Raw genomic sequence first — 24,703 nt, 5'->3', positions numbered from 1 at the left:
TGAATTCGAGTCACTTTCCTGTCGTTCGGACATACACGTCCGAACGACAGGAACTAAGCTGCGCGATTGAACCGGGCGAGGCTGTAGGGCGCCGGATCGATCGCCGGCGGCGCGCCGAGCACGAGGTCGCGCACCAGCCTTCCGGTCTCGCTCGAGCCCACCATACCGGTATGACCGTGGCCGGCCGCGACAAACAGGCCGGGAATACCCGGCGCCGGGCCGATCGCCGCCACGCTGTCCGGCAGCGAGGGGCGGAAGCCGAGCCATTTCTGGTAGCCGTCGGCGCGCAGCGTCGGGAACACTATCCGCGCGCGGTCCAAGAGCTGCAGCGCGCGCTCCTCGTTCGGCGGCGCATCCAGCCCGGCGATCTCGACCGTGCCGGCGAGGCGCAGCCCGTCCTCCATCGGCGTGATCGCCATGCCGCCGTCGCGCAGCAGCAGCGGCAGGCGGGGCGTGATGTTCGCGCCCTTGAGCATCAGGTGGTAGCCGCGCTCGGTCTCCATCGGGAGCTTCACGCCGAGCGGCTCCAGCAGCCGCCCCGTCCAGGCGCCGGCCGCCAGCACGACGGCCTTCGCACGGAAGTCACCGATATTGGTGAACAGCTCGATGCCACCCTCGACCGGGGTCACGCGCAGGATGCGCCGCGACAGCAGGGTGCCGCCGGCCTCCTCGAACAGGCGTGCCAGCGTGGCGGTGAGGCGGGCTGGGCTGACCGTGTAGCCGTTGTTGGGGAAATACAGCGCGCGCTTAATGGCCGGGCTGATCTCCGGGTACATCTCCTTCAGCTCGGCCGCGCCCATCGGCGTGGTGACGACGCCCTGTCGGGTGAGCAGGTCGCGGATGAACCCCTCGCTCTTGCTCGGCGCGTCGCCGTAGAAGACGTTGACGCTGCCTTCGGTGCGGATCAGGTCGGGGAAATGCTCCGGCCCGAGCAGCTCGCGAAACCGCGCCATGGTGTCGCCGTGCAGCGCCTTCAGCGCATTCGAGGCGGCGTGGACGGTGTCGAGCTTGCTGGCGGCGATCCATTTCAGTAGCCAGGGGGCGGCCGTCGGCAGATAGCGGTAGCTCACCGAGAGCGGGCTCTTGGGATCGAGCAGCCATTTCGGGACATTGCGCCAGATGCCCGGCAGGGCGATCGGCATGATGGTGCCGGCGCTGATGAAGCCGGCATTGCCGAAGGACGTGCTGTGGCCCGGCGGCAGCGGGTCGACGATCGTCACCGACCGTCCGGCGCGCTGGAGATAGAGGGCTGCGCACAGCCCGACAATGCCGGCACCGACGACGACGATATCGGCGTGTTCCGAGGAGCTCATAGCGGCCTTCCGTCAGCGCATGTTGCCGCGGATAAAATCCGCCGCCCGTTCGCCGATCATGATGGTCGGCCCGTTGAGGTTGCCCGAGACGACATAGGGCATGACGGAGGAGTCGGCGACGCGCAGGCCGTCCACGCCGCGCACGCGCAACCGCGGATCGACGACCGCCATGTCGTCGGTGCCCATCTTGCACGCCCCGGAAAGGTGCAGCGCGCCCTGCGTCTCGCGCCGCACATATTCGTCGTAGTCGGCGCGGGTCCTCAGCGGCTTGTCCGGCTTGTGCGAGGCCTTGATGTATTTGGCGATGGAGGGCTGCGACATGATTTCCTCGCCGACCTTCACGCCCTCGACCAGCACGTCGACGTCGTGCTGGTCGGAGAGGTAGCGGGGGTCGAGCTTGACGGGGACGGAGGGGTCGGCCGAGCGCAGGCTGACATAGCCGCGGGAACGCGGGCGGCAGCCATAGACGTTGAGCGTGCAGCCATTGCCGCTCGGCGTGCCGTCGACGCCGACCTCGACCCCCGCGCCGGCGAGGAAGTGATATTGCAGGTCGGGCAGCGGATCGGAGCGGTCGCCCCACCAGAAGGCGCCGCCCTCGCAGACATTCGAGGCCACCGGCCCGGAGCGGAACAGCACATATTCGAGCCCCGCCGCCGCCTGCCAGTGCAGCTTCTTGTACTTGTCGTAGCTGTAGGGACCGTTCAAATCGTAGATCAGGAAGCAGTCGGTGTGGTCCTGCAGGTTCTGCCCGACGCCCGGCAGATCGTGCTTCACCTCGACCCCGACGCTGCGCAGGTCGTCGGCCGGGCCGATGCCGGAGAGTAGCAGCAGGCGCGGTGAGCCGATGGCGCCGGCGCTGACCACCACCTCGCGCTCGGCGCGCACGGTCCTGTGCTCATTGCCGTCGCGATATTCGACGCCGACGGCGCGGCCGTTCTCGATGAGGATGCGGACCACCGGCTTGCCGGTGAGCACGGTGAGGTTCTTGCGGCCGCGCGCGGGCTTCAGATAGGCGACCGCCGCGCTGCAGCGCCGCCCGTCGCGCATCGTCACCTGATAGAGGCCGCAGCCGGCCTGCTTGCCGGAATTGAAGTCCGGATTATAGGGCAGGCCGGCCTCCTGGCAGGCCTTCAGCCATTCCTTGGTCAGCGGGCTGGTGTAGCGCTGGTCGGAGACCGACAGTGGCCCATTGGTGCCGTGCGCCTCGCCCGACAGGCTCTCGTTGGACTCGGCCTTTTTGAAATAGGGCAGGACCTCCCGGTAGGACCACCCGTCGGCGCCGGAGTCCGACCAGCGGTCGTAATCCTCCGGGTTGCCGCGGATATAGACCATGGCGTTCACCGACGAGCCGCCGCCGAGGACTTTCGCCTGGCCGGTGGTCGGCGCCATGTCGAACTGGTGGGTGAGCGGTTCGAGCTGGATGCGCCGGAGCATGCGCTGCGTCTTGTAGTAGGTGACCGGCATGTGGATGAACGGGCTGCTGTCCGAGGGACCGGACTCGAACAGCAGTACCGAGGAGCCAGGGTCTTCGGAGAGGCGCGAGGCGATGGTGCAGCCCGCCGATCCGCCGCCGACGACGATGTAGTCGCAACTCTTAGTGGTCATCTGAACTCCGTCAGCGCAGGCCGGTCGCACGTATTATGAGTTTCGTCAGAGCGGCGATGATGCGGTCGACGGCCTCCTCCGGCCACCGGCGCCGGCCGTTGTCCGGGCGTGGCGGGTCGCCGGGGCCGACGGCGTGCGGATGGCGGGTCTCGTCCGGCCAGATGCCGAGCGCGCCGCCGGCCGAGGGCGCGGCGGCAGCCCAGCGGATCGCCGCGGGAGCCGGCAGCGGGCGGAGCCGCACCGCGGACGCGTCGGGCGACGCCCCCCGGAACGCTTCGCTCCCGCCGGCCCCGTCGGCCGTCATGCGGCGACGGCCTTGGAGGCGCAATAGGCGCGCAGCTTCGGCATGACCTCCTCGGCGAGCAGCTTCATCGACTTCTGCTGCAGCGCCGGCTTGTCCCACTCCTTGAAGCCCATCAGCAGGCCGCCGAAGGGACCGCCGACGTAGTCGACGAGGTCGACCAGCTTGTCGAGCACCGTCTGCGGCGAGCCGGAGATGACCATGGTGTCGAGGCAATATTGCAGCGTCACCTCGTCATCCGACATCGCCGGATCGTGCTTCAGTACCGGCATGATGTTGTAGGTGCGCATGTCGTCGATCACGAAGTCGTAGTACCAGCCATAGGCGCTCTTGTGATCGGCGAGGTAGTCGGCCGCCTCGGCGTCGGTGTCGGTGACGAGGATCGAGCGGGCGATGCGCCACTTGCTGCGGTCGGGGCGGACACCCGCTTTCTCGGCGCCGATGGCATATTGCTCCCAGTGCGACTTGACCCAGCAGGCCTGGATGAAGTTCGCCGACGCCATGCCCCAGCCGCGCGCGCCGGCCTGCCGGGCGCTGCCGGAATTGGGCGACATCGCCGAGATGGCGACTTCGGGGAAGGGTTTCTGATAGGGCTTGGGCATCGGCCCGAAGCCGAGCTTCGGGAGGATCGTGTCCTCGATCTTCACCGTCCAGTATTTGCCCTTGATGTTGTAGGGCGGGTCCGACGACCAGATGGCGTGGATAGTGTCGAGGCATTCGGCGAGCATCTCGCCGCGGTTCTTTTCCATCACGTCGAAGAGTTCGAAGTCGGTGGCGAGGCCGCCCGGGCCGATGCCCATGATAAAGCGGCCCTTGCTCAGGTGGTCGAACTGGGCCGCGTCGCCGGCGATCTTAGCGGGATGGTGCTGCGGCAAAGCGAGCACGCCGGTGGCGAACTTGATGTTCGAGGTACGGTCGATCAGCGAGGCGAAGAACTGGAGCGGATTGACGATCGGCTCGATGCAGGACGAATAGTGCTCGCCCACCCACAACTCGTTGAAGCCGAGCTTGTCGGCGAGGATCGCCGCCTCGCGGTCTTCATCCAGCATTTCGGTGATGCTGCGCTCCGGGTTGTGAAGCGGCTGCATGAAAAGCCCGAGATCCATCTATCTCTCTCCCTGGCGCGGCGCCTTGCGGGAAATCTCCGCGGCACCGCGCTCCTGTTTCACCCATGGCCGCTCGCGGCGGCCCTCCCAAAGCCCCTGGGGGCCTGACCTGTCCTTGCGCAATCGCCGTGCCAGAGAAAAAAGCTGTTTGGAATCAACGATCTTTTGTTTGTGCCGGGCGCGGGCCGGTGAGACATCCGGGCGGTGAGACGTGTCACGCGGATGAGACCGTCGCGGCGAAAGCGGGCTGTCGCGGCGGCGCTCAGTGCGTCAGCAGCACCGCGGCCTCGGGGCGCCAGGTGGCGCGGACCTCGTCGCCCTGCGTGAGCATGGCGTGGCCCATGGTGGAGGTTTCCTGGTATTTGATGGTCTCGATGGGGGTACGGATCGAATAGACGACCCGGCTGCCCATGAAGACGACCTCCTCGACGGTTCCCTCGAGCGCGTTGTGGTCGTCGGCGCCACCGGGAAATTCGGCCTTGCGCGCCACCCGCAGCGCCTCGGGGCGGATGGCGAGCGAGACGTTCTGGCCGGCTGAGAGCGCCGTGCCGTTGGTCATCACCTTCATCGTGCCGGGGCCGACATCGACATAGGTGACGCCGCTCTCGGAGGAGCGCACCGAACCGCTGAGGATGTTCGTCTCGCCGAGGAAGCGCGCGCAGAACAGCGAGCGCGGCTTGGCGTACATGTCCTCGGGCGTGCCGATCTGCTCGATCCGTCCCCGGTTCATCAGCACGATGCGGTCCGACAGGATGGTCGCCTCGTCCTGATCATGGGTGACGTAGATGAAGGTGGTGCCGGTCTCGCGGTGGATGCGCTTCAGCTCCGCCAGCATGTGGTGGCGGATCTTCAGGTCGAGCGCGGCGAGCGGCTCGTCGAGCAGCAGTACCGAGGGCGAGTTCACCAGCGCGCGGGCCAGCGCCACGCGCTGGGCCTGGCCGCCGGAGAGCTCGTGGATCCAGCGGTTGCCGTAGTCGCCGAGCTGCACGAGATGCAGCATGTGCTGCACCGCCTCCTGGATCTTCGCCTTCGGCCATTTCTTCAGCCTGAGGCCGAAGGCGACGTTGTCGAACACGTCGAGATGCGGGAACAGCGCGTAGCGCTGGAACACCATGTTCACCGGCCGCCGGTCGGGCGGCAGGTTCGACACGTTGGCGCCCTTGATGATGACGCGCCCGTGGGTGGTCGCCTCGAAGCCGGCGATGATGCGCATCAGCGTGGTCTTGCCGCATCCGCTGGGGCCGAGCAGCGTCAGGATCTCGCCTTCCTGGATGGCGAGGTCGATGTCGTGCAGCACGGTGAGCGCACCGAACGCCTTGCTCACCCCGTACAGTTCGACGATTTTCGACGTGCTCATGCTTCCGTGTCCTTTGCGCGCGCGCTCAGGGCCAGCCTGCGCTGGTACCAGACGAGAAGACCGCCGATCAGGATCAGCCCGATCGACATGGCGAGGGAGAGGACGGACGCCGCGTTGATGTCCGGGCTCACGGCGCGGCGCATCATCGACCAGATCATCAGCGGCAGGGTGGTGTCGTTGCCGCTGACGAAGACGGTGATGATGAACTCGTCGAAGGAGAGCGCGAAGGACAGGATGGCGGCGCCGCCGATGGTCGGGCCGATGATCGGCAGCGTGACGAGGCGGAAGGTCTGCAGCGGCGTCGCCCCGAGATCGCGCGCCGCCTCCTCCAGCGAGAGGTCGAAATATTCGATGCGCGAGCGCACCGCCTCGATGAAGAAGGGCAGGGTGAAGAGCACATGCGCGATGGTCACCGTCACCAGCGAGCGCTGCAGGCTGATCTGCGCGAACAGCATGACGAGGGCGATGCCGAGGAACAGGCCCGGCAGCGCCACCGGACCGAAAGCGAGCAGGCCGAACATCGTCTGCACGCGCCCCTTCAGCCGGGCGAGGCCGAGCGCGGTCAGCGAGCCGAGGATGGTCGTTATCACCGCCGTGCTGGCGCCAACGATGAGGCTGTTGCGCAGCGAATCCACGAAGGTCGGATTGGCGAAGATCTGGCTGTACCAGCGCAGGCTGAAGCCCTCGAACGGGAAGGTCAGGCTCGGCGAGGCGTGGAAGCTGAACAGCGTGATGATGGCGATCGGGGCATAGAGGAACGCCACGAAGAGCCAGACATAGATTCTCAGCATGAGACCTCCGTGCGTGGCTCGTGATCAGTCATGGAAGCGGCGGCCCGGCGCCAGCCGCAGGACGTCCAGCAGCCGGACGAACATGAAATAGGTCATCAGGAAGGTGGCCAGCAAAATGAAGGCCATGGCGGCGCCGAACGGCCAGTTGCCGGCGGTGCGGAACTGGTTGGCGATGAGGATGCCGGTGGTCATGCCGTCGCGCCCGCCGAGCAGTTGCGGGGTCACGAAGTCGCCGGCGGAGATGACGAAGGTGAACATGAAGGCGCCGACCACGCCCTTGTAGCTCATCGGCAGGATGACCCGCGTCAGTACCTCGAAGCCGCCGGCGCCGAGGTCGCGGGCGGCCTCGATATATTCCTTCCGGACGTCGCGCAGCGCCGAGACGAGCAGCAGAAGCGCGAAGGGCACCATGATGTGGACGAGGGTGAGGATGGTCGCGAAGGGGCTGAAGAGCAGCACCTCGAGCGGCTGGTCGATCAGGCCGAGCTGCATCAGCGTGGTGTTGATGAGGCCGTTCGAGCCGAGGATGGTGCGCCACGCATAGATGCGCACCAGATAGCTCGCGAACCACGACACCAGGATCAGGTAGAAGAGCAGGTTCCCGCGGGTGCGGTAGACGATGAAATAGGCCGCCGGAAAGCTGAGCAGCACCGAGATGACGGCGGTCCACAGGCCGTTCTTCAGCGCATTCAGGGTGAGCAGGTAGAAGCCGCCCGCAGAGAGCGCGCGGCTGTAATTGTCGAAGGTGAAGGTCGGGATCAGGCGGAAGGCCTGAGCCAGCCAGAAACTGCAGACGAACAGAAGCACCGCCGGGATGATGAAGAACACCAGGAGGAACAGGAAGGAAGGAGCGACGAGCGCCAGCCCCGTTGCCTCACGCCGATTACCGTTCATCATGCCCGGCAGGCTCTCCGTTGGGTTGTCGTTGGTCGTCGATCAGAACGAGGACTTGAAGTCGGTCCAGGCCTGGGTCCACTCGTCATAGGTCGCGTATTTGTCCGAGACCCGCGGCGGCTGACCCTGCAGAGGCGACTTCTTGAAGACCTCCGCAAGGTTGCTGTAGTCGAACAGCGCCAGCGTGTCCTTGTCCATCAGCGCCGGCGCGTGCTTGTTGACCGCGCCGCCATTGACCGCCTTGCAGACCTCGGCCTGCGCCTTCGCAGAAACCGCCTCGTTCATGAAGGCATAGGCGGTGTCGATGTTCACCGCGCTGATCGGCATGAACCAGGCGTCGCACCACATCACCGCGCCTTCCTCCGGCACGGTGTAGACGGTCTTGACGCCGCGCTTGGCGGTCTCGACCGGCGTGCCGCTCCACACCGAGAAGCAGGCCGCGATCTCGCCGGAGGCGAACAGCGAGATGGTGTCGCCGTTCGAGGAGGCGAACACGCGGCACTGGTCGCGATAGGGCGCCAGGCCGTTGAAGGCGGTCTTGAATTCCTCCTTGGTGAGGTTGGGGAATTTCGGACCGTAGCCGGCGAGGCGGGCGATCATCGGCCAGGTGGCGATGGTGTCGTCGCAGAAGGTGAGCTTGCCCTTCATCTCCGGCGCCAGCAGGTCCTTATAGGACTTGATCGGCTTGGTCATCGCCGGGTTGTAGACCAGCGCGTTGAGGCCCCACACCCACGGAATGGCGTAGTAGGTGTTGTCCCAGTACCAGGTCGGCGCCTGGTAGAACTGCGGCTGGATATTCGCCGCCGTGAAGTTCGGCACCTTGGCGATGTCGAGCGGCTTCACGATCTTCAGCTCGTCGACGTAGAAGCGCTCGAAGCCCTGCGAATATTCGGTCACGTCGAGCCGGACCGGATTGCTGCCGATCAGCTTGCCGTGCACGTCGTCCTGGGTGCTGATGATCGAGGCGTTGAGCTTCACCTTGTTCGTCGCCAGCCAGTCCTTCAGCTCGTTCTCGAGCGTGAAGCCCTCCCAGGCGAGCGTCATCAGGTCGCCGCCCGTGGCGGCCTGCGCCGGCATGGAGCCCGGCCAACTGCCCAGCGTCGCGCCCGCGCCGAGCGCAAGGCTCGTCCCGAGGAAATTGCGACGGGACAGTACGTCGTTGCGGAAAATGTTGGCGCTCCCGAACGGGCGCCCGTTAGGCGTGTCGGCCATGCTGTTCCCCTCGTTTTTTGAGACGTGCCGATGAAAGCCGCGACATCCGGGAGAAGGGGACAGCAAGAGGCATGCCACCACCTTCGTACCAAAAAATACTAAAATAAATCAACGGATTGTTGAAGGTGACGCGCGTGGAATTGAGATTGCCGTCGCAGGAGTCTCAAACCGGCTACACGCGTCGCGGACGCGTGCGCGACCGGTCTCATCCTCACCTCCCATTGCCGTGCCGGATCAGGTCGGCGGCCTTCTCGCCGATCATGATGGCGCAGGCATTGGTGTTGCCCGAAGGGGTTGACGGCATCACCGAGGCGTCGGCCACGCGCAGCCCGGCGATGCCGTGCACCCGCAGCGCCGGATCGACCACCGCGTCCGCGTCCCTGCCGATCCGGCAGGTGCCGACCGGGTGGAGCGCGCCCTGCGCGCGCGCCTTCACATAGGCGCGCAGCTCGTCCGGGGTGCCAAGCCGCTGCGTCGGGATCACCTTGCGGCCGAGAAGCCGCGCCATGGAGGGTTGCGCCAGAATCTCCTGGCCGATGCGCACGCCCTCGGCCATGCAGTCGAGGTCGTAGGCTTCGCCGAAATAGTTCGGGGCGACGCGCAGGCGCGCACCGGGCTCGGCCGAGGTGAGCTCGACCACGCCGCGCGAGCGCGGGCGGGTGAGGCACACGTTCAATGTGCAGCCGCTGCCCGCCGCCGGGGCCACGCCTTCCTCGACGCCGGTGCCGGGCAGGAAGTGGTACTGGATGTTGGGCTCGGCGCTCTCGCCGTCGCCCCACCAGAAGGCGCCGCCCTCGATCAGGTTGGAGCAGAGCGGCCCGCGCCGGAACAGCAGCCAGTCCAGCCCGGCGCCGAGCTTGCGATGGAAGCGCCGGTAGACGTCGTAGCTCTCGGCGCCGTCGAGCTCATGCACCAGATAAACGTCCATATGGTCCTGGAGGCCGCGCCCGACGCCGGGCACGTCGTGCACCACCGGCACGCCGACGCGGCGCAGATGCTCGCCTGGACCAATGCCGGACTGCAGCAGCAGGCGCGGCGACTGGATGGCGCCGGCCGAGAGGATCACCTCGCGGGCGGCGCGCTCGATCGTCTCTCTTCCGCCGCGCCCGACATAGCCGACGCCGACCGCGCGGCCCTGCTCGACGAGGACCCGTGTGGCGCGGCAGCCGGTCCGGACCGTCAGGTTGCGGCGCCGGCGCGCCGGCCGCAGATAGGTGACGGCGGTCGAGGCGCGGCGGCCGTCGCGCGCGGTGATCTGGTAGAGGCCGCATCCGGTCTGGACCCCGGCGTTGAAGTCGCTCGTCGGCGGGATGCCGTATTCCTGGCAGGCCCTCAGCCATGCCTTGGTCAGCGGATGCGGGGAGGGCTGGCTCGACACCCAGAGCGGGCCGTCGGTGCCGTGCGCGGCGCCGGAGAAGGTGTCGTTGCTCTCGGCGCGCCGGAAATAGGGCAGCACACCCTCATAGTCCCAACCCTCGGCGCCCTGCGCTGCCCAGCCGTCGAAATCGCTCGGAATCCCGCGCACATAGACCATGCCGTTGACCGAGCTGCCGCCGCCGAGCACGCGAGCCTGCACCATGGTGGGCGCCTCGACGCCGCCGCTCGCGCCGTTCGCCGGCTCCCAGGCGATGCGCTGCAGGAGATTGCCGGTCGCCGTCTTGTAGACCATCGCGGGGAGGTGGATGTAGGGCGAGAGATCGCGCGGCCCTTCCTCTAGAAGCAGCACCGAAATGTCTGGGTCTTCCGACAGTCGGGCGGCCAGCACGCAGCCGGCGGAGCCACCGCCGACGATGACGTAGTCGTACATCCTCATCTCCTCGCAAGGCACTGCTGCGCGGACGGGTGAGCAAGTTCCGGTCCGCCCTTCGAAACGGCGCTCCGGCCTCGTTTAGTGCCACCTTCTCAACGGTCGGGCTGAGATTCGGGCGATCGCATCTCAGCGGCGAGACGGGCCGCTCGCGCGGCGAGCACTCGTGCGCTTGGGAGGTGGACGGGGGAACGCGCATCGGCGCTTGCGTTGCAGCACCTCACGGTCCATTGGGGCGCCGTGCGCGTCGGATGGCATGCATCATGCCGGGAGATCCGATCTCCGGGCCGCCGGAACCGAGTTGTTGGGACAGTTGCATGACTGAACTTACCGCCGCGCGCGAGCAGCGCGCGCTGGCCGCCTCGCGTGTCGCCGTCAGCATCATCTTCTTCGCCGGCGGCGCCGGACTGACGGTATGGGCGACCTATATTCCCCTCCTCAAGGCACGGGCCACCCTCGACGACGCCCAGATGGGCCTCGTCCTGCTCTGCGTGTCCATCGGCTGCCTGTGCGGCATGCCGACCGCCGGCCTGCTGCGTCCCCGGCTCGGCCCGGTGCGGGCCAGTGCCATTGCCGGCATCGTTTTCGCGGCGGTGGTGTTCACGCCCGCCCTGGGCTGGTCGATGCCGACGCTGGCGGTGGCGGCGTTCGCGATCGGGGTGAGCTTCGGCTTCTTCGATGTCTGCCTGAATTCGCACGCGACGGCGGTCGAGCGGGAGTTCGGCCGCCCCATATTGTCGTCGATCCACGGCTTCTTCAGCATGGGCAATGTCGCCGGCGCGCTCATCGCCGGCGCGCTGATCGGCGCCGGCCTCGACATCGTCCACGGGCTGGCGATCGCCAGCCTCGTGCTGATCGTGATCGCCGCGCTGGCCGCGCCCTGGCTGTGGCTGCCCGAGGCGCATGTGCGCGAGGCGACCGGCACCTCGGTGTTCCAGCTTCCGAACCGCACCATGCTGGGCATCGGCGCGATGACCGTCCTCGCCTTCGTGGTCGAGCTGGGCGTGCTCGACTGGGGTGCGCTGTTCCTGGTGCAGGCGGTGTCGGCGAGCCCGGCGAACGCCGCCTACGGGCTCGCGGCCTTCTCGCTGGCGATGACGGTCGGCCGGTTTTCAGGGGACCGGATCGTGCAATGGCTCGGCGACGTGCCGACGGTCCGCCTTTCTGCCCTGTGCGCCGGCGTCGGCGTCGTCCTGGTCGCTCTGGCGCCGACGCTGCTGCTGGCGCTGCCCGGCTTCGCGATCGCCGGGCTCGGCATCTCAAATCTGGTGCCGGTGCTGTTCTCGGTGAGCGGGCGGGTGCCGGGAATCCTGCCGGCGGCCGGCATCGCCATGGCCGTCACCATGGCCTATGGCGGCGGCTTGTTCGGCCCGCCGCTCATCGGCTTCGTCGCGCATGCGCACGGCATGCGCGCGGCTTTCCTGCTGATCGCCGCCGCGGTGCTGATCATCGCGGCGATGGTTGGCGCGATCATCCCCCATGCGGCGCGACGTCAGCGCCGCGCCGCCGGGACATGATCAGCCCAGCTTCATGATGACCGACTTGGTCTCGAGATAGGCCTCGATGTGCTCGACGCCGGACTCGCGCCCGTAGCCGCTGGTCTTGTAGCCGCCGAACGGCACCACCGGGTCGAGGCCGCCATAGGTGTTGACCCACACCGTGCCGGCGCGGATCGCCTTCGCCATGCGGTGGGCGGTGGAGACGTTGGTCGTCCACACGCCGCCGCCGAGGCCGAACACCGTGTCGTTGGCGATGGCGGCGGCCTCCTCCAGCGTGTCGAAGGGGATGGCCGCGGCGACCGGGCCGAAGATCTCCTCCTGGGCGACGCGCATGTCGTTGGTGACGCAGCTCAGCACGGTCGGCTCGAAGAAATAGCCGTTCTTGAGCGCGCCCTCGGTCAGGCGCTTGCCGCCGACGGTGGCCTGCGCCCCCTCGCCGAGCCCGACATCGATATAGCCGGCGACGCGGTCGAGCTGCTTGGCGTTCACCACCGGGCCGATCTGCGTCTCGGGATCGAGGCCGTTGCCGACCTTCAGCGATTTCGCATAAGCGGAGACGCGCTCGATGAACTCGTCATAGATCGGCCGCTGCACCAGCAGCCGGGTGCCGGCGCAGCAGATCTGGCCGGAATTGGCGAACACGCCCATGCCGGCGCCTGCCACCGCGGCGTCCATGTCGCAATCGGCGAAGATCACGTCCGGCGACTTGCCGCCGAGCTCCAGCGTCACGCGCTTGATGTTGCCCTTCGAGGCTTCGATGATCTTGCGGCCGGTGAAGTCGGAACCGGTGAACGCCACCTTGTCGACATCCATGTGCGAGGCCAGCGCCGCGCCCGCGGTATGGCCGAAGCCCGGCACGATGTTGACGACGCCTTCCGGCACGCCGGCCTCGAGCAGCAATTCGCCAAGCCGGAGCGCGGTCAGCGGGGCGTCCTCGGCCGGCTTCAGCACCATGGTGCATCCGGTGGCGATGACCGGCGCCATCTTCCAGATGGTCGAGGTGAGCGGCGCATTCCACGGGGTGATGGCGCCGACCACGCCGACCGGCTCCTTCAGCGTGTAGCTGAACACCTCGCCGGGGAAAGAGTTCGGCAGCGTGCCGCCATGGATGGTGGTGACGAGGCCGGCATAGAAACGGGCGAGGCCGAGGGCGCGCTGCTTGCGGGCGCGCATCATCGAGATCGGCACGCCCATGTCGAGCACATCGATCACGCACAGCTCGTCGAAATGCGTCTCGATCAGGTCGGCGAAGCGCAGCAGGCACTGCTGGCGCTGGAACGGGGTGAAGCGGCTCCACGGCCCGGTGAAGGCGCGGCGGGCAGCGGCGACCGCCAGATCGATGTCGGCGGCGTCGCCTTCCGCGATGTCGGCGATCGCCTCGCCGGTCGCCGGGTTGAAGGTCTGGAAGGTCCGGCCCGAAAGGGCGGGGACGAACTTGCCGTCGATCAGGATCTGCTTGGGGAGCCCACGGACGATCTCGGCATGGACGTTCATGTTGATGGTCATGGCAGGACTTTCGATGCAGGACTTGCGATGGTCGTAGGACTGTCGGGTCGAAGGACTGTCGGCGCGCGGCGGACAGCGTCGCCCGACGTGATGACATATGTTCGGCAAGAGCCATGCCATGGGTGCGCCCCCGCGCGCGCCGGCGCGTCCGCATCCGTACCGAACGCCGCGCAGCGCCTTGCTTTGCGCGTGCCGGGGTGTGCCTCGGGGCTGCCGCACCGGCGGCGCTTACGGCCGGAATCCGTCTCAGATCAGCGACACTTGTCGCATGCCGGGCCGAGACGGGGAGGGCGAAAAACCGCTGAATTCCAAGCCTGTCCATCGCCGGCGCCGCTTGGCACGTGACTTGCGCACCGGCCCTTCACGCGGCCGGCAAAGGCCGCGATATGAGGTCTGGCATGGTCGATCCGGTTCAGTTCAAGCAGGGCATGCGGCGGCTCGCCGCCGGCGTGTCCGTCATCACCACCATCGACGGCGAGCAGCCGCACGGCTTCGTCGCCACCTCGGTGACGTCGGTCGCGGCCGATCCGACGCCGACGCTGCTCGTCTGCGTGAACCGCAACGTGTCGTGCCACGACCTCATCGACAGGACGCGCTCCTTCTGCGTCAACCTGCTGGCCGAGCCGGAGGTCGAGCTCGCGCGGGCCTTCAGCTCGACAGAGAACCGGCATCTGCGGTTCAGCACCCATGAATGGCGCCCGCTCGCCACGGGCGCGCCGGCGCTGGTCGGCGCGCTGGCGAGCTTCGACTGCGAGCTGACCGAGAAGGTGAGCGTGCACACCCACAGCATCTTCCTCGGCAAGGTGATCGACCTCGTGCTGTCGGAAGGGCCGCTGCATCCGCTGATCTATGCGGGCGGCCAGTTCGACACGCTGGGCTCGCGCAGCCGCGCGCTCTGACGGTTCGGCCTTCGCGCCCCGTCCGGCAGCACATCACCCGGATGTGTGCGTAAAGCCCGGTCAAGAGCGCCGAGAGGCGGGCGTTCGCCGGTATTCGGCTAATGTCTGTGGAAAAATGGCCGATGTCGGCTGCCCGATCTCACCATGCGCCGCCTCGGGTATATGGGCTAGGGTAGTTTTTGCGCGACCAAGCAGGCTGGCGGCTGCGCCAGCGCGCCGCAGTTACTTTGATCTATGATAAGATATTGAAAATAAATGCATAATTTCAGCAGCGCATACCCCTTCGGAGCGAGTCTTCGGACCTGGCATGCCGCATGTATGATCCCAATACGAGCGTTTTGAAACTAAATAAGGTAAACAATACATACTGATTGCTTTTAATTTCTTGACAATTTCAAATTAAAAACTAAACCTAACTCTAGGGCGCTTGTTGGGTGGAGCCCATCGGCTCAGTTGGAGTTTGTGGCAGGTCTCTGAACGGGTCTCGCCGAGTAAGATATGCCCGGTCCGGGCGGGAATAGGAAGCTGCGTCGGTTCCCCGAATACTTGAAATCGGGACCGCTGATCCTTTCCCTTGCTGACGTGCGACACGACCCGCGCGCGCAAATCAATACATCATCCCGAGGTTGAGGTAGTTGCATCATGCAAAAAGCAATGACGCATGTGTTCGCACCTTATTCCGTAAAATCATACCATCGGACGCATCGCGCGCTTGTGACAGGCGGTGCCGGCTTTCTCGGGTCGCATCTCTGCGACCGACTGGTCGAAAGCGGACAGCAAGTCATATGCCTCGACAATTTCTCGACCGGACGCCACCGAAACGTCGAACATCTGATCGGCCGGCCGAACTTCTCGCTGGTCAATCACGATGTCGTCGATCCACTGCTGGTCGATGTCGATGAAATCTACAATCTTGCCTGCCCGGCTTCGCCGACAGCCTATGCCGCGGACCCGATCCACACGACGAAGACCAGCGTGCTCGGCGCGCTCAACCTTCTTCAACTGGCGACCGATCGGAACTGCAAGATACTCCAGGCCTCGACCTCGGAGATCTATGGCGACCCGCTCGTCAATCCGCAGCCGGAAAGCTATTGGGGCCATGTCGATCCCACCGGGCCGCGTGCCTGCTACGACGAGGGCAAGCGCTGCGCCGAGGCGCTGTTCTTCGACTTCGCGCGGCGCCACGGCACGCGCATCAAGGTCGCGCGCATCTTCAACACCTATGGCCCGCGCATGCGCGGCGACGACGGGCGCGTCACCTCCAATCTGATCATCGAGGCGCTGCGGGGCGCCGACATGACGGTCTATGGCGACGGCACGCAGACGCGCTCCTTTTGCTACGTCGACGACACCGTCGAGGGGCTGATCCGGCTCATGGCGACGCCGGACGGCATCGAGGGGCCGGTGAATATCGGCAATCCCGACGAGCGCACGATTGGCGACTTCGCCCTGGTGGTGCGCGCGCTGACCGGCTCGCGGTCGGACATCGTCCACCGTCCGCTCCCGGTGGACGATCCGCGCCGCCGCCGCCCCGACATCGCGCTGGCTCGGCAGCTTCTGGGGTGGGAGCCGACCGTCCCGCTCGAGGAGGGGCTGGCCCGGATGATCGACTACTTCCGGGAGGAGATCGTCCGCGAACCCTCGGTGCGCGAGGCGGTGGCATGAGCGCGCCGAGGATCCTCGTCACCGGCGGGGCCGGCTATATCGGCAGCCACACCTGCAAGGCGCTGGCGGCCGGCGGCTTCGAGCCCGTTACCTTCGACAACCTGTCCACCGGCCATCGCGACGCGGTGCGCTGGGGGCCGTTCGTCCATGGCGACATCCTCGACAGCCGGGCGGTGGCCGCGGCCCTGACCGCGCACGGCGTCGAGGCGGTCATCCATTTCGCGGCACGCGCCTATGTCGGTGAATCCGTCGCTGAACCCGCGAACTACTACCGCACCAATGTCGCCGGCACGCTCTCGCTGCTGGACGCCTGCCGGCAGACCAATATGCGCCGCATCGTGTTCTCCAGCTCCTGCGCGACCTACGGCATCCCCGACACCCTGCCGATCGCCGAGACGACGGCGCAGCGTCCGATCAGCCCCTATGGGCGCACCAAGCTGTTCGCCGAGGCGATGCTGGCGGACGAGGCGGCGGCCTATGGCCTCCGCTACGTCGCGCTGCGCTATTTCAACGCCGCCGGCGCCGATCCGGACCGCGAGCTCGGCGAGCGGCACGATCCCGAGACCCATCTGGTGCCGCTGGCGATCCTCGCCGCCATGGGCTTCAACAGGACGCTGACCGTGTTCGGCGACGATTACGATACGGCGGACGGCACCTGCGTGCGGGACTACATCCATGTGAGCGATCTCGCCCGCGCGCATGTGCTGGCGCTGCGGCATCTGCTCGACGGCGGCGGCAGCCTGGCGCTCAATCTCGGCTCCGGGCACGGCGCCTCGATCCTGGACGTGATGTCGACCATCCGCCGGGTGCTCAACCGCCCGGTGCCGGTCGAGATCCATCCCCGTCGCCCCGGCGATCCGCCGGCGCTCTATGCCGACATCGCGCAGGCGCGCGCAAGCATCGGCTTCGTGCCGGAGCTCTCCGACATCGAGACCATCGTCGCCACGGCGGCGCGGTTCCATGCCCTGGAGGCCGCGTCATGACGGACGGGGTGCGGCGAGCCGGAACCGATGCGCCGGCGTCCGATCTGGTACCGCTGCTGACGCTGGCGCAGCGCGTCGAGCTCACGCTCGCTGTAGGTGCCTGGGCGGTCGCCTTCGTCACCTTCTGGGGATGGTGGCTGCGGCCCGAGCACGTCGACGGCGTCGGACGCTTCGTGCTGGCGAGCCTGCCCTTCGCCTGGCTCACGCTGATGCCGGTCTATTTCTTCACCGTCTTCTACGGCAGCCGGAAGCCTGTCGGCGCGGTGCTGCTGCCGCAGGGGAGCCGGGTCGCGATGGTGGTCACCAAGGCGCCCTCGGAGCCCTTCGAGGTGGTGGCGCAGACGCTCGAAGCGATGCTCGCCCAGACCTGGCCGCACGACACCTGGCTTGCCGACGAGGACCCGGCGCCGCAGACGCTCGCCTGGTGCGCGGCGCGCGGCGTGCGCGTCTCGACCCGCAAGGGCGTCGACGCCTATCAGCGGGCCGACTGGCCGCGGCGGATGCGCTGCAAGGAAGGCAATCTCGCATTCTTCTACGACCATTACGGCTACGAGCTGTACGACTTCGTCGCGCAGATGGATGCCGACCACGTGCCGGCGCCGGACTATCTCGAACGCATGCTGGCGCCGTTCCGCGATCCGGCCGTCGGCTACGTCTCGGCGCCCAGCATCTGCGACAAGAATGCCGGCGAGAGCTGGGCGGCGCGGGCGCGCCTCTTCGCCGAGGCCTCGATGCACGGCCCGCTGCAGGCCGGCTACACCGGCGGCTGGGCGCCCCTGTGCATCGGTTCCCATTACGCGGTGCGCACGGCGGCGCTGAAGGCGATCGGCGGGCTTGGCCCCGAACTCGCCGAGGACCATTCGACCACGCTGATGATGAACGCCCATGGCTGGCGGGGCGTCCACGCCATGGACGCCATCGCCCATGGCGACGGGCCGCGCACCTTCGCAGACCTCGCGACGCAGGAATTCCAGTGGTCGCGCAGCCTGGTGACCATCCTGCTGCGCTATTCGCCGGCGCTGGTGCCACGCCTGCCGGCCCGGCTGCGCTTCCAGTTCCTGTTCTGCCAGTTCTGGTATCCGCTCTATTCGAGCATGTGGCTGCTGCTGTTCCTAATGCCGCTGATCGCGCTGGCGGGCGGGACGCATTTCGCCAACGTCACCTATGCCGACTTCGTCATTCACTACGTGCCGATGTCGGTCGTCCTGCTCTTCATGATGTACCGGTGGCGGGCGAGCGGGTGGCTGCGGCCGGTCAACTCCCGCCTGCTGAGCTGGGAGGAGATCCTCTTCGTGCTCGCCAAATGGCCGTGGTCGCTGATCGGCTCGATCGTGGCGCTGCGCGACTACTTCACCGGCTCCTTTGTCGATTTCCGCGTCACGCCGAAGGGCGGGGGTGCGGTCGACGCCGTGCCGCTGCGCGTCCTGGCGCCCTATATCGCGATCTCGGCGTTCTCGGCCGGTGCGGTGCTGATGTTCGGCGACGCCGGCTCGGCGAGCGGCTTCTACATCTTCGCGATCGTCAATGCGGCGCTCTACGCGCTGCTCGTCCTCGTCATCCTGGCGCGGCACGCCGCCGAGAATGGCGGGCGCCAGCACGTGCTCGGCCTGCGCGGACTGGCGCAGGCGACGCTGGTCGTCGCCCTGTTCGGGCTGCCGGTGGCGGCCGCCGCCGAGCGCGGGCCCGAGGGGCTCGGTGCGCTGGCATGGGGCCTCGCACCGCCTTCGGTGGCGCAGGTCGTGTTCTCCGCCTCCGGCGCAGGCATGGGGCGCGGACACTACAAGCTCGTCTTCACGCCGCCCTGGGCGGCGCCGAAGGCGCAATAAGCCCGGCCGGTTCCCGCGTGAGCGGGAGCGGCCTGGGCCGGAACTGGGAGGCAGGAAGATGAAAGTCGCCGTCATCGGAACGGGCTATGTCGGCCTCGTGGCGGGCGCGTGCTTCGCCGAAATGGGTCATCAGGTGACCTGCGTCGACAAGAATGCCGCGACGGTCGACAAGTTGCGACGAGGCGAGAGCCCGATCTTCGAACCCGGCATCGAGAAGCTGATCGCGCGCAATCTCGTGCGCAAGCGCCTGTCCTTCACGCTGCAGGCGCAGGATGCGCTCGCCGGCGCCGATGTCGCCTTCATCTGCGTCGGCACGCCGCCCCGCGACCGCGACGGCGAACCCGATCTCTCGCTCATCTATGCGGTGGCCAAGGACATCGCCCACGGCATGACCGGAAGGCTGACCGTGGTGGTGAAGTCGACGGTTCCGGTCGGCACCGGCGACGCGGTGGAGCAGATCATCTGCCGGACCCGCCGCGACGTCGCCGTCTCGGTCGCCTCCAACCCGGAATTCCTGCGCGAGGGGTCGGCGATCGACGACTTCCAGCATCCCGACCGCATCGTGATCGGCGTCGAGGACGCGCAGGCCGAGCAGGCGCTGCGCGGGCTCTACGCGCCGCTCACCGAGGACGGCGTGCCGCTGATCGTCACGCGGCGGCGCACCTCCGAGCTCATCAAGCATGCGTCGAACGCGTTCCTCGCGACCAAGATCGGCTTCATCAACGAGATGGCCGATCTCTGCGAGAAGGTCGACGCCGACGTCACCGAGCTGGCGTCGGCCATCGGCCTCGACGCGCGGATCGGCGCCGCCTTCCTCAAAGCCGGACCCGGCTATGGCGGCTCGTGCTTCCCGAAGGACACCTGCGCGCTGCTGCATACCGCGCAGGAATATGGCGTGCCGCTGCGCATCGTCGAGAGCACGGTTGCCGCGAACAACGCCCGCAAGCACCGCATGGCGCTCAAGGTCATCGAGGCGACGGGCGGCTCGGTCGACGGGCTGAAGATCGCGGTGCTCGGGCTCACCTTCAAGCCGAACACCGACGACATGCGGGAATCCCCCGCCGTGCCGCTGATCCGCCATCTGCAGCGCGCCGGCGCGTCGATCGCGGTGTTCGACCCGCAGGGCCACCGGCAGGCCGCCGACCAATTGTCCGACGTGACCTTCTGCGCCGGACCCTACGAGGCGGCGGCCGGAGCCGACGCGGTGGTGCTGATGACCGAATGGGACGTCATCGCCGCGCTCGACCTCACCCGGCTGCGCAAAGCCATGCGCGCGCCGGTGATGATCGACCTGCGCAACATCTATCCGCCCGAGCAGGTGGCGCGGGCGGGCTTCCGGCTGGTCGGGGTTGGCCGGCCGCACCGCACCGACGCGCCGGCCACGGCCGACGAGAATGTCTTCGAGCTGTTGAGGTATCGCGCCCTGCCGAGCGGAGAGAGGGGCAGGGGATCGCATGAGGAGTTGGTCAAATGACGAAGTCACTGCGCAACAGGCGCGTGGCGGCGCTGAGTGGCGTCGCTGCCATCGCGCTCATCGCGGCCGTGGCGATCCCGGTGTTCGCCCAGCCGACGACGACGGCTCCGGCCGCCACCGACGCGCGCCCCAAGGCCGCGGCCTTCGGCGCCTATGATCCGAACGGCACGCTGGGCGACGATCCCAATGTGCGGGTGGAGCACGTCTACATTCCCTGGCTCAACGCCGATCTCACCTCGCTCAAGCGGGCCGACCAATATGCCCAGGCCCGCGACCGCGACCTTTTGATCACCATCGAGCCCTGGTCGTGGGTGCCCGGCACCAATCCGTCGAGCCAGAAGCTGCTCGCGGGGATACTGGCGGGCGCCTATGACGGCACGATCCGCGACGTCTGCACCGCCTGCGCCGGTCTCGACAGCGACGTGACGATCCGCTGGGGCCACGAGATGGACCTCGCGAACGGGCGCTACCTGTGGTCGAACTGGGCGCCGGCGGACTACGCGAAGGCCTATCGGCACTTCGTGAAGCTGTGCCGGAAATACGCGCCGAGCGCGCATTTCATGTGGTCGCCGCGCGGCGAGCCGAGCCTTGCGGCCTATTATCCCGGCAGCGATTATGTCGACGTCATCGGACTGTCGGTGTTCGATCTCCAGCAGTATGACGTCGACCATTTCGGCCGCGCCCGGACGCTGGCGGAGAACCTGCGGCCCTCCTATGACCGCGTCACCCCCTACGGCAAGCCGATCGTCGTCGCCGAGCTCGGCTATGAGGGCGACGCCGCCTTCGAGGCGCGCTGGCATGCCGACATGCTGGCGGTCGGCCCGGAATTCCCGGGGCTCACGGCCGTCGTCTACTTCAACGAAGTCGAGCCCTATCCCTGGCCCGAGCCCTATGGCCGGCCCGACTGGCGGCTCCAGAACAATCTCGTGAACTGAACGCTCATTGGCGGGCCCGACCCGCGGAGGAGAGCATCATGAACAAGTCAGCAGTCGCATTGATATCGGCAGCCCTGGTCGCTGGCTCCATGCTGGCGGCCGACGCCGCTGGCACCACTGGAGCCGCGCCGCCGGCCTCGAGCGTGATCACCGCGCACGAGGCCTACAAGCTCTATTCCGGCAAGACATGGATCTGGTCGGACGGCGCCGCCTATTTCGCCCCCGACCGCAAGTTCATCGCCTGGACCGGGACCGGCAACGCCATCAACTATGGCGAGGGCGAGTGGCGGGTGACGCCCACCGGGCGGGTGTGCTTCTTCGCCGTCTGGAGCAGCGCGAGCGGCCACGCCAAGGCGACCAACTGCTTCGGGCACCGGACGGTGAACAACACGATCTACCAGCAGAAGGAGCCGGGCGGCGTCTGGTACGTGTTCAAGAGCCCGAGCGCCAAGAGCGATGACGAATACGCCAAGCTGAAGCCCGGCGACCTCGCCAGCGGCGGCGTGACGCGGGTCAAGGCGGAGCTCAAGGCCCTCGGCGGACGCGGGTGACGCAGGCGGCTTCCGTCGAGGGAAGCCGTGCGTGCCGCGGCGGGTGGCCCGGCGCTCCTCGTGCCCGGCGGCGGCCTGGAGCAGGTTCCGCGAAAGTCGAGAGACTTTCGCGACGCTAGCGTGCTGCGGGCGGGACCCAGCGGGACGACAGCGGCGGCTGGCGCGCCAGCGACGCCGGCGGCACGATCGGGTCGAGATGAAGCGTCTTCACCGGGACGTCGCGGGCGGCGTCTGCGCCAGCCCGGTCCGCGCGGCGTCGATGGCCGCGCCACTGGTCGTTGGGACCGTAGGCGGGGCGTGCCGACAGGCGACCTGATGCGCCGTCGCGCCGTGACGGGGAAGGGCAGGGGCGTTTCGAGGCAAGCGACAGCAGAAGATTCCTGGCGCTCCAGTAGACGAGGGGGAGGGCGGTAATCTGCAGGCTGAACATCACGCGACTCCGGTTACGCCCCCCGCGTGCCCCCCCGGTCGTCTGCCACTCGTCTGCCGCGTTGCGAGAGGTGAGTTGCGGGCGGCGTCTGGGGGGCGGAATAGATCGCCGCCCGCAACTCGGTCTCCGCCGTTCCCCAATGATGCGGATCATGGCGACGGAGCTCTTCGCGCGGTCGTCAGAAGGGCTGACTAGCCGCGCAATCTGCAGAAAGTGAGGCACGCGGCAGTCGGTCAATGTCGAATTCATTGCATTGCAAGGTCGTCGACGACATTGATGGCGACATGAAGGCAAAGCAGTTCGTTTGATATCCAATTAAAGCGCGAGAACGTTGCTTTAATAGGGCGATATATATCGGATTTATTTCTGTTTATTGCCGGATGTTTCTGGGTGTTTCCATGCCCGACACATTCCCCTTCGCTGCCGCAGCCGCTTCAGATCGTCCCGAACCTCCCAGCACAGGCCGCCTGCTCGGCCGAATGCGAAATCAACCTAACCCAAGAGAAGGCAAATTACAAACCATCTGGTCGGTTTTTGATGGCATGCTCATTTGCTCCCCTGCTTGATGGCGAGATGCGGCGTCCCGCGCCTTCATCCCGCCGTCACCCGGCGCGCGCGGCCGTGCGCTTCCTCGGTCGGGATGTCTCATTTGGGGTGGCGGACCAGCGGGAATCGTCGAGCAGCCGATCGAACAGGCTTTCGCGCTCCGCCCGCGTGAGCGGACAGAGCCCCAGCAGGCCGGAGAAAAGCAGGCCGCGGGCGGCGACCCAGCGCAGCAAGGCGAGCTCCGGATCGGACGCCTCCGCCCTGATCGCCTGGACCTTCGCCTCGTCGTCCTCGCGCGTCGTGCCCAGCAGTCCCGGGTCCTGCGCCACGACGCCGAGGATGGCATATGCGAGGGAATGCGATTCCGACAGCGCCTCGCGCATCGTGGCGACCTCCGCCGCCAGGTGCGGCTGCGCGCTTTCCGACGCGTGCTCTTCGAGATAGCGGCGCGAGAAATCCTCGAAATGCTCGCACTGGTGTTCGAGCAGCGCCTTCAGCACCTCCCGCTTGGTGCGGAACTGGTGCATCAGCCCGCCCTTGCTGATCCCGCATTCGCGGGCGATGGCGTCCAGCGTGAGGGCGCCGGGACCGTTGCGGGAGATGATAGCCAGCGCGGCCTGGATGACGGCGGCGCGCGTCCGCTCGGAGCGGGAGACATTGTCCATGATCGATCTCGCCAAAGCTGGCAGCCCGCTTTGAGGGGCGCCCACTGAAATAGACGGAAGACCGCTCCCTCACAAGCCGTCCGGTCGGTTTTTGTCCGGGTCGGCGGAGTGGCGGGCGGGGGGGGCTGACGTTTTCGGGGGAGGGATGCGCGAGCAGGTACAGGCGATCCGACGCGATCGAGCGACCGGGCGTGGCCGCTCAGGCTCTGCAATCGGTCGGGGAGGCCCGGGTCGGCAAGGTCGCAAGGGCGCTCGGAATTTCCGCAATGATGCGTACTTGCCATGCAGTTTACGTGACGGTATTATAAGACTCTCGATAGAATATTGAGAGTCTAGAATGCCGACCGCCGTAACGCGGATATATGATGATGAGTCTATATCGTGCTACTTTATGACTGGGAATCCATCTAGCACGATAATAACTTTCAGTCAGATTCTAGGTGACTCACTCGGGAATCTAGACTTCTGGGCGAGGAGTCCTATCCAAAAATCTGGACTCAGTTCTATTGGCTTTGTGCCGAAGGGTAAGAACTATTTCCCGGAAATGTCGGTTTACAATGCGACGCAGTCAGCAAAACCATACCTCTCCGGTACTCTGATCGGGTACGGAGGTAGCATGGGCGGTTACGCCGTGCTGCGGTATGCCGCTCTTATCGGCCTGCATCGAGGCTTCGTGTTCTCTCCGCAGTTCTCGGTGGACCCGTCCGAGGCGCCGTTCGACCGCTATCGGACGGAAGCGTTCTTCAAGCCCGAGTTTCACTCGGGCATGGGCATTCGGCCGGAGCACATCGCCGGCGATATCCAGGTGTTCTACGACCCGTACGAGATCGTCGACCGGATGCATGTCGACCGGCTGAAGGAGTCGATCGGCGACGCGGTGCAGTGCATCCCGGTGTTCGGCACGTCGCACAGCACCGTCTCGGTCATATCGGAGACGCGCGCGTTCGAGTCGATGCTGGCACTTCCGTTCGACGCGACCACGGCGTTCCAGTTCATGCGGGAGCGCAAGAAGCGATCACAGACCTATAAACTCTACATGTCGTCTCGAGCCTATCGGGCTAACCGCAAGAGGCTCTTCTCGCGCCTCTTCAAAGAAGCGCTCAGCGACGGCGCAGACAGGCACTTCAGCTACAACATCATGTTCGAGTGCGCCCGGAAGGCTGGCAACAGCGCCGACATGATGCTGTTCGCACTGGGCTCCGCCCACAACTTGTACAAGGGTGGCGATCCCTCCGCCGCCAAATGGCTGTCTGCGCGCATGAGAGAGTCCGGTGCGGAAGACCAGGCCATCAGGATCGACAACGCCTGTAATGACGCAGCAAGGTCATCGGTGTGACG

The 24,703-nt window shown here is 66.8% G+C and carries 21 protein-coding genes; 9 read left to right on the top strand and 12 right to left on the bottom strand.

Going from position 1 to position 24,703, the window contains the following annotated elements; translation table 11 throughout:
- Positions 1-53: 53 nt before the first annotated feature.
- From U742_RS0109430 to U742_RS0109390, 9 genes are all read right to left on the bottom strand, one after another.
- Positions 54-1,313 carry an NAD(P)/FAD-dependent oxidoreductase gene (locus U742_RS0109430; RefSeq protein WP_029352348.1) on the bottom strand — a complete coding sequence of 420 codons (1,260 nt, stop codon included), beginning with the start codon at positions 1,311-1,313 and terminating at the stop codon, positions 54-56.
- Positions 1,314-1,325: 12 nt separating this feature from the next.
- Positions 1,326-2,918, bottom strand: coding sequence for a GMC family oxidoreductase (locus U742_RS0109425; protein WP_029352346.1), 1,593 nt, complete (start codon positions 2,916-2,918; stop codon positions 1,326-1,328).
- 10 nt (positions 2,919-2,928) lie between these two features.
- The gene (locus U742_RS0109420; protein WP_156034182.1) at positions 2,929-3,159 is read right to left on the bottom strand and encodes a hypothetical protein; all 231 of its coding nucleotides are present in this window, start codon (positions 3,157-3,159) and stop codon (positions 2,929-2,931) included.
- 59 nt (positions 3,160-3,218) lie between these two features.
- Entirely contained in the window at positions 3,219-4,325 is a 1,107-nt protein-coding gene (locus tag U742_RS0109415; protein ID WP_029352341.1) for an LLM class flavin-dependent oxidoreductase, read from the bottom strand.
- Between the two features lie 262 nt (positions 4,326-4,587).
- Positions 4,588-5,682: an ABC transporter ATP-binding protein gene (locus U742_RS0109410; protein WP_029352339.1), complete on the bottom strand. Its 1,095-nt coding sequence runs from the start codon at positions 5,680-5,682 to the stop codon at positions 4,588-4,590.
- A complete protein-coding gene (locus U742_RS0109405) occupies positions 5,679-6,473 on the bottom strand; it encodes an ABC transporter permease (RefSeq protein ID WP_029352337.1) in 795 nt (264 codons plus the stop codon). Before U742_RS0109405 ends, U742_RS0109410 begins: the two co-directional genes overlap by 4 nt.
- A gap of 24 nt (positions 6,474-6,497) precedes the next feature.
- The gene (locus tag U742_RS0109400) at positions 6,498-7,370 is read right to left on the bottom strand and encodes an ABC transporter permease (RefSeq protein ID WP_051661008.1); all 873 of its coding nucleotides are present in this window, start codon (positions 7,368-7,370) and stop codon (positions 6,498-6,500) included.
- 39 nt (positions 7,371-7,409) lie between these two features.
- Positions 7,410-8,579, bottom strand: a complete 1,170-nt coding sequence (locus tag U742_RS0109395) for an ABC transporter substrate-binding protein (RefSeq protein WP_029352333.1) — start codon at positions 8,577-8,579, stop codon at positions 7,410-7,412.
- 211 nt (positions 8,580-8,790) lie between these two features.
- On the bottom strand, positions 8,791-10,386 hold the full coding sequence (locus U742_RS0109390; protein ID WP_029352331.1) for a GMC family oxidoreductase: 1,596 nt from the start codon (positions 10,384-10,386) through the stop codon (positions 8,791-8,793).
- A 317-nt stretch (positions 10,387-10,703) separates the two neighbouring features.
- Here U742_RS0109390 and U742_RS0109385 point away from each other — a divergent pair, with 317 nt between their 5' ends.
- Complete coding sequence (locus tag U742_RS0109385) at positions 10,704-11,903, top strand: MFS transporter (protein WP_029352330.1); 1,200 nt, start codon at positions 10,704-10,706, stop codon at positions 11,901-11,903.
- Here the strand turns inward: U742_RS0109385 and U742_RS0109380 are convergent, their stop codons facing one another.
- Positions 11,904-13,391, bottom strand: a complete 1,488-nt coding sequence (locus U742_RS0109380; RefSeq protein WP_029352329.1) for an aldehyde dehydrogenase family protein — start codon at positions 13,389-13,391, stop codon at positions 11,904-11,906.
- A gap of 398 nt (positions 13,392-13,789) precedes the next feature.
- On the opposite strand from U742_RS0109380, the gene U742_RS0109375 reads away from it, so the two are divergent.
- The 7 genes from U742_RS0109375 to U742_RS0109345 all read left to right on the top strand — a co-directional run bounded on the left by U742_RS0109375 (position 13,790) and on the right by U742_RS0109345 (position 21,724).
- On the top strand, positions 13,790-14,290 hold the full coding sequence (locus U742_RS0109375; RefSeq protein WP_029352328.1) for a flavin reductase family protein: 501 nt from the start codon (positions 13,790-13,792) through the stop codon (positions 14,288-14,290).
- Between the two features lie 654 nt (positions 14,291-14,944).
- Entirely contained in the window at positions 14,945-15,955 is a 1,011-nt protein-coding gene (locus U742_RS0109370) for a UDP-glucuronic acid decarboxylase family protein (RefSeq protein WP_051661007.1), read from the top strand.
- Positions 15,952-16,938, top strand: coding sequence for a UDP-glucose 4-epimerase GalE (gene galE / locus U742_RS0109365; protein ID WP_029352326.1), 987 nt, complete (start codon positions 15,952-15,954; stop codon positions 16,936-16,938). The genes U742_RS0109370 and galE overlap by 4 nt, the downstream gene beginning before the upstream one ends.
- Entirely contained in the window at positions 16,935-18,764 is a 1,830-nt protein-coding gene (locus U742_RS0109360) for a glycosyltransferase (RefSeq protein WP_051661006.1), read from the top strand. Before galE ends, U742_RS0109360 begins: the two co-directional genes overlap by 4 nt.
- Positions 18,765-18,822: 58 nt before the next feature.
- A complete protein-coding gene (locus U742_RS0109355) occupies positions 18,823-20,238 on the top strand; it encodes a UDP-glucose dehydrogenase family protein (protein ID WP_029352313.1) in 1,416 nt (471 codons plus the stop codon).
- Entirely contained in the window at positions 20,235-21,173 is a 939-nt protein-coding gene (locus tag U742_RS0109350; protein ID WP_051661005.1) for a glycoside hydrolase family 26 protein, read from the top strand. Before U742_RS0109355 ends, U742_RS0109350 begins: the two co-directional genes overlap by 4 nt.
- A 38-nt stretch (positions 21,174-21,211) precedes the next feature.
- On the top strand, positions 21,212-21,724 hold the full coding sequence (locus U742_RS0109345) for a DUF995 domain-containing protein (RefSeq protein WP_029352310.1): 513 nt from the start codon (positions 21,212-21,214) through the stop codon (positions 21,722-21,724).
- Between the two features lie 115 nt (positions 21,725-21,839).
- On the opposite strand, the gene U742_RS23185 is transcribed toward U742_RS0109345, so the two are convergent.
- A complete protein-coding gene (locus U742_RS23185) occupies positions 21,840-22,154 on the bottom strand; it encodes a hypothetical protein (RefSeq protein WP_156034181.1) in 315 nt (104 codons plus the stop codon).
- A 602-nt stretch (positions 22,155-22,756) separates the two neighbouring features.
- Positions 22,757-23,365 carry a TetR/AcrR family transcriptional regulator gene (locus U742_RS0109340; protein WP_156034180.1) on the bottom strand — a complete coding sequence of 203 codons (609 nt, stop codon included), beginning with the start codon at positions 23,363-23,365 and terminating at the stop codon, positions 22,757-22,759.
- Between the two features lie 616 nt (positions 23,366-23,981).
- On the opposite strand from U742_RS0109340, the gene U742_RS0109335 reads away from it, so the two are divergent.
- Entirely contained in the window at positions 23,982-24,701 is a 720-nt protein-coding gene (locus U742_RS0109335) for a hypothetical protein (RefSeq protein WP_029352306.1), read from the top strand.
- Positions 24,702-24,703 lie beyond the last annotated feature (2 nt).

The organism is Allobosea sp. 117 (assembly GCF_000702305.1).
Classification (GTDB): Bacteria; Pseudomonadota; Alphaproteobacteria; order Rhizobiales; family Xanthobacteraceae; genus Ancylobacter.
The sequence above is the reverse complement of the archived record's forward strand: the minus strand, read 5'-3'. Positions and strand labels throughout refer to the sequence as shown.

What these genes read in the sequence shown, in the direction of transcription:
- U742_RS0109430 (WP_029352348.1), bottom strand. Translation starts at nt 1,313, where the DNA reads ATGAGCTCCTCGGAACACGCCGATATCGTCGTCGTCGGTGCCGGCATT.
- U742_RS0109425 (WP_029352346.1), bottom strand. Translation starts at nt 2,918, where the DNA reads ATGACCACTAAGAGTTGCGACTACATCGTCGTCGGCGGCGGATCGGCG.
- U742_RS0109415 (WP_029352341.1), bottom strand. Translation starts at nt 4,325, where the DNA reads ATGGATCTCGGGCTTTTCATGCAGCCGCTTCACAACCCGGAGCGCAGC.
- U742_RS0109410 (WP_029352339.1), bottom strand. Translation starts at nt 5,682, where the DNA reads ATGAGCACGTCGAAAATCGTCGAACTGTACGGGGTGAGCAAGGCGTTC.
- U742_RS0109405 (WP_029352337.1), bottom strand. Translation starts at nt 6,473, where the DNA reads ATGCTGAGAATCTATGTCTGGCTCTTCGTGGCGTTCCTCTATGCCCCG.
- U742_RS0109400 (WP_051661008.1), bottom strand. Translation starts at nt 7,370, where the DNA reads ATGATGAACGGTAATCGGCGTGAGGCAACGGGGCTGGCGCTCGTCGCT.
- U742_RS0109395 (WP_029352333.1), bottom strand. Translation starts at nt 8,579, where the DNA reads ATGGCCGACACGCCTAACGGGCGCCCGTTCGGGAGCGCCAACATTTTC.
- U742_RS0109390 (WP_029352331.1), bottom strand. Translation starts at nt 10,386, where the DNA reads ATGTACGACTACGTCATCGTCGGCGGTGGCTCCGCCGGCTGCGTGCTG.
- U742_RS0109385 (WP_029352330.1), top strand. Translation starts at nt 10,704, where the DNA reads ATGACTGAACTTACCGCCGCGCGCGAGCAGCGCGCGCTGGCCGCCTCG.
- U742_RS0109380 (WP_029352329.1), bottom strand. Translation starts at nt 13,391, where the DNA reads ATGACCATCAACATGAACGTCCATGCCGAGATCGTCCGTGGGCTCCCC.
- U742_RS0109375 (WP_029352328.1), top strand. Translation starts at nt 13,790, where the DNA reads ATGGTCGATCCGGTTCAGTTCAAGCAGGGCATGCGGCGGCTCGCCGCC.
- U742_RS0109370 (WP_051661007.1), top strand. Translation starts at nt 14,945, where the DNA reads ATGACGCATGTGTTCGCACCTTATTCCGTAAAATCATACCATCGGACG.
- galE (WP_029352326.1), top strand. Translation starts at nt 15,952, where the DNA reads ATGAGCGCGCCGAGGATCCTCGTCACCGGCGGGGCCGGCTATATCGGC.
- U742_RS0109360 (WP_051661006.1), top strand. Translation starts at nt 16,935, where the DNA reads ATGACGGACGGGGTGCGGCGAGCCGGAACCGATGCGCCGGCGTCCGAT.
- U742_RS0109355 (WP_029352313.1), top strand. Translation starts at nt 18,823, where the DNA reads ATGAAAGTCGCCGTCATCGGAACGGGCTATGTCGGCCTCGTGGCGGGC.
- U742_RS0109350 (WP_051661005.1), top strand. Translation starts at nt 20,235, where the DNA reads ATGACGAAGTCACTGCGCAACAGGCGCGTGGCGGCGCTGAGTGGCGTC.
- U742_RS0109345 (WP_029352310.1), top strand. Translation starts at nt 21,212, where the DNA reads ATGAACAAGTCAGCAGTCGCATTGATATCGGCAGCCCTGGTCGCTGGC.
- U742_RS23185 (WP_156034181.1), bottom strand. Translation starts at nt 22,154, where the DNA reads ATGTTCAGCCTGCAGATTACCGCCCTCCCCCTCGTCTACTGGAGCGCC.
- U742_RS0109340 (WP_156034180.1), bottom strand. Translation starts at nt 23,365, where the DNA reads ATGGACAATGTCTCCCGCTCCGAGCGGACGCGCGCCGCCGTCATCCAG.
- U742_RS0109335 (WP_029352306.1), top strand. Translation starts at nt 23,982, where the DNA reads ATGGGCGGTTACGCCGTGCTGCGGTATGCCGCTCTTATCGGCCTGCAT.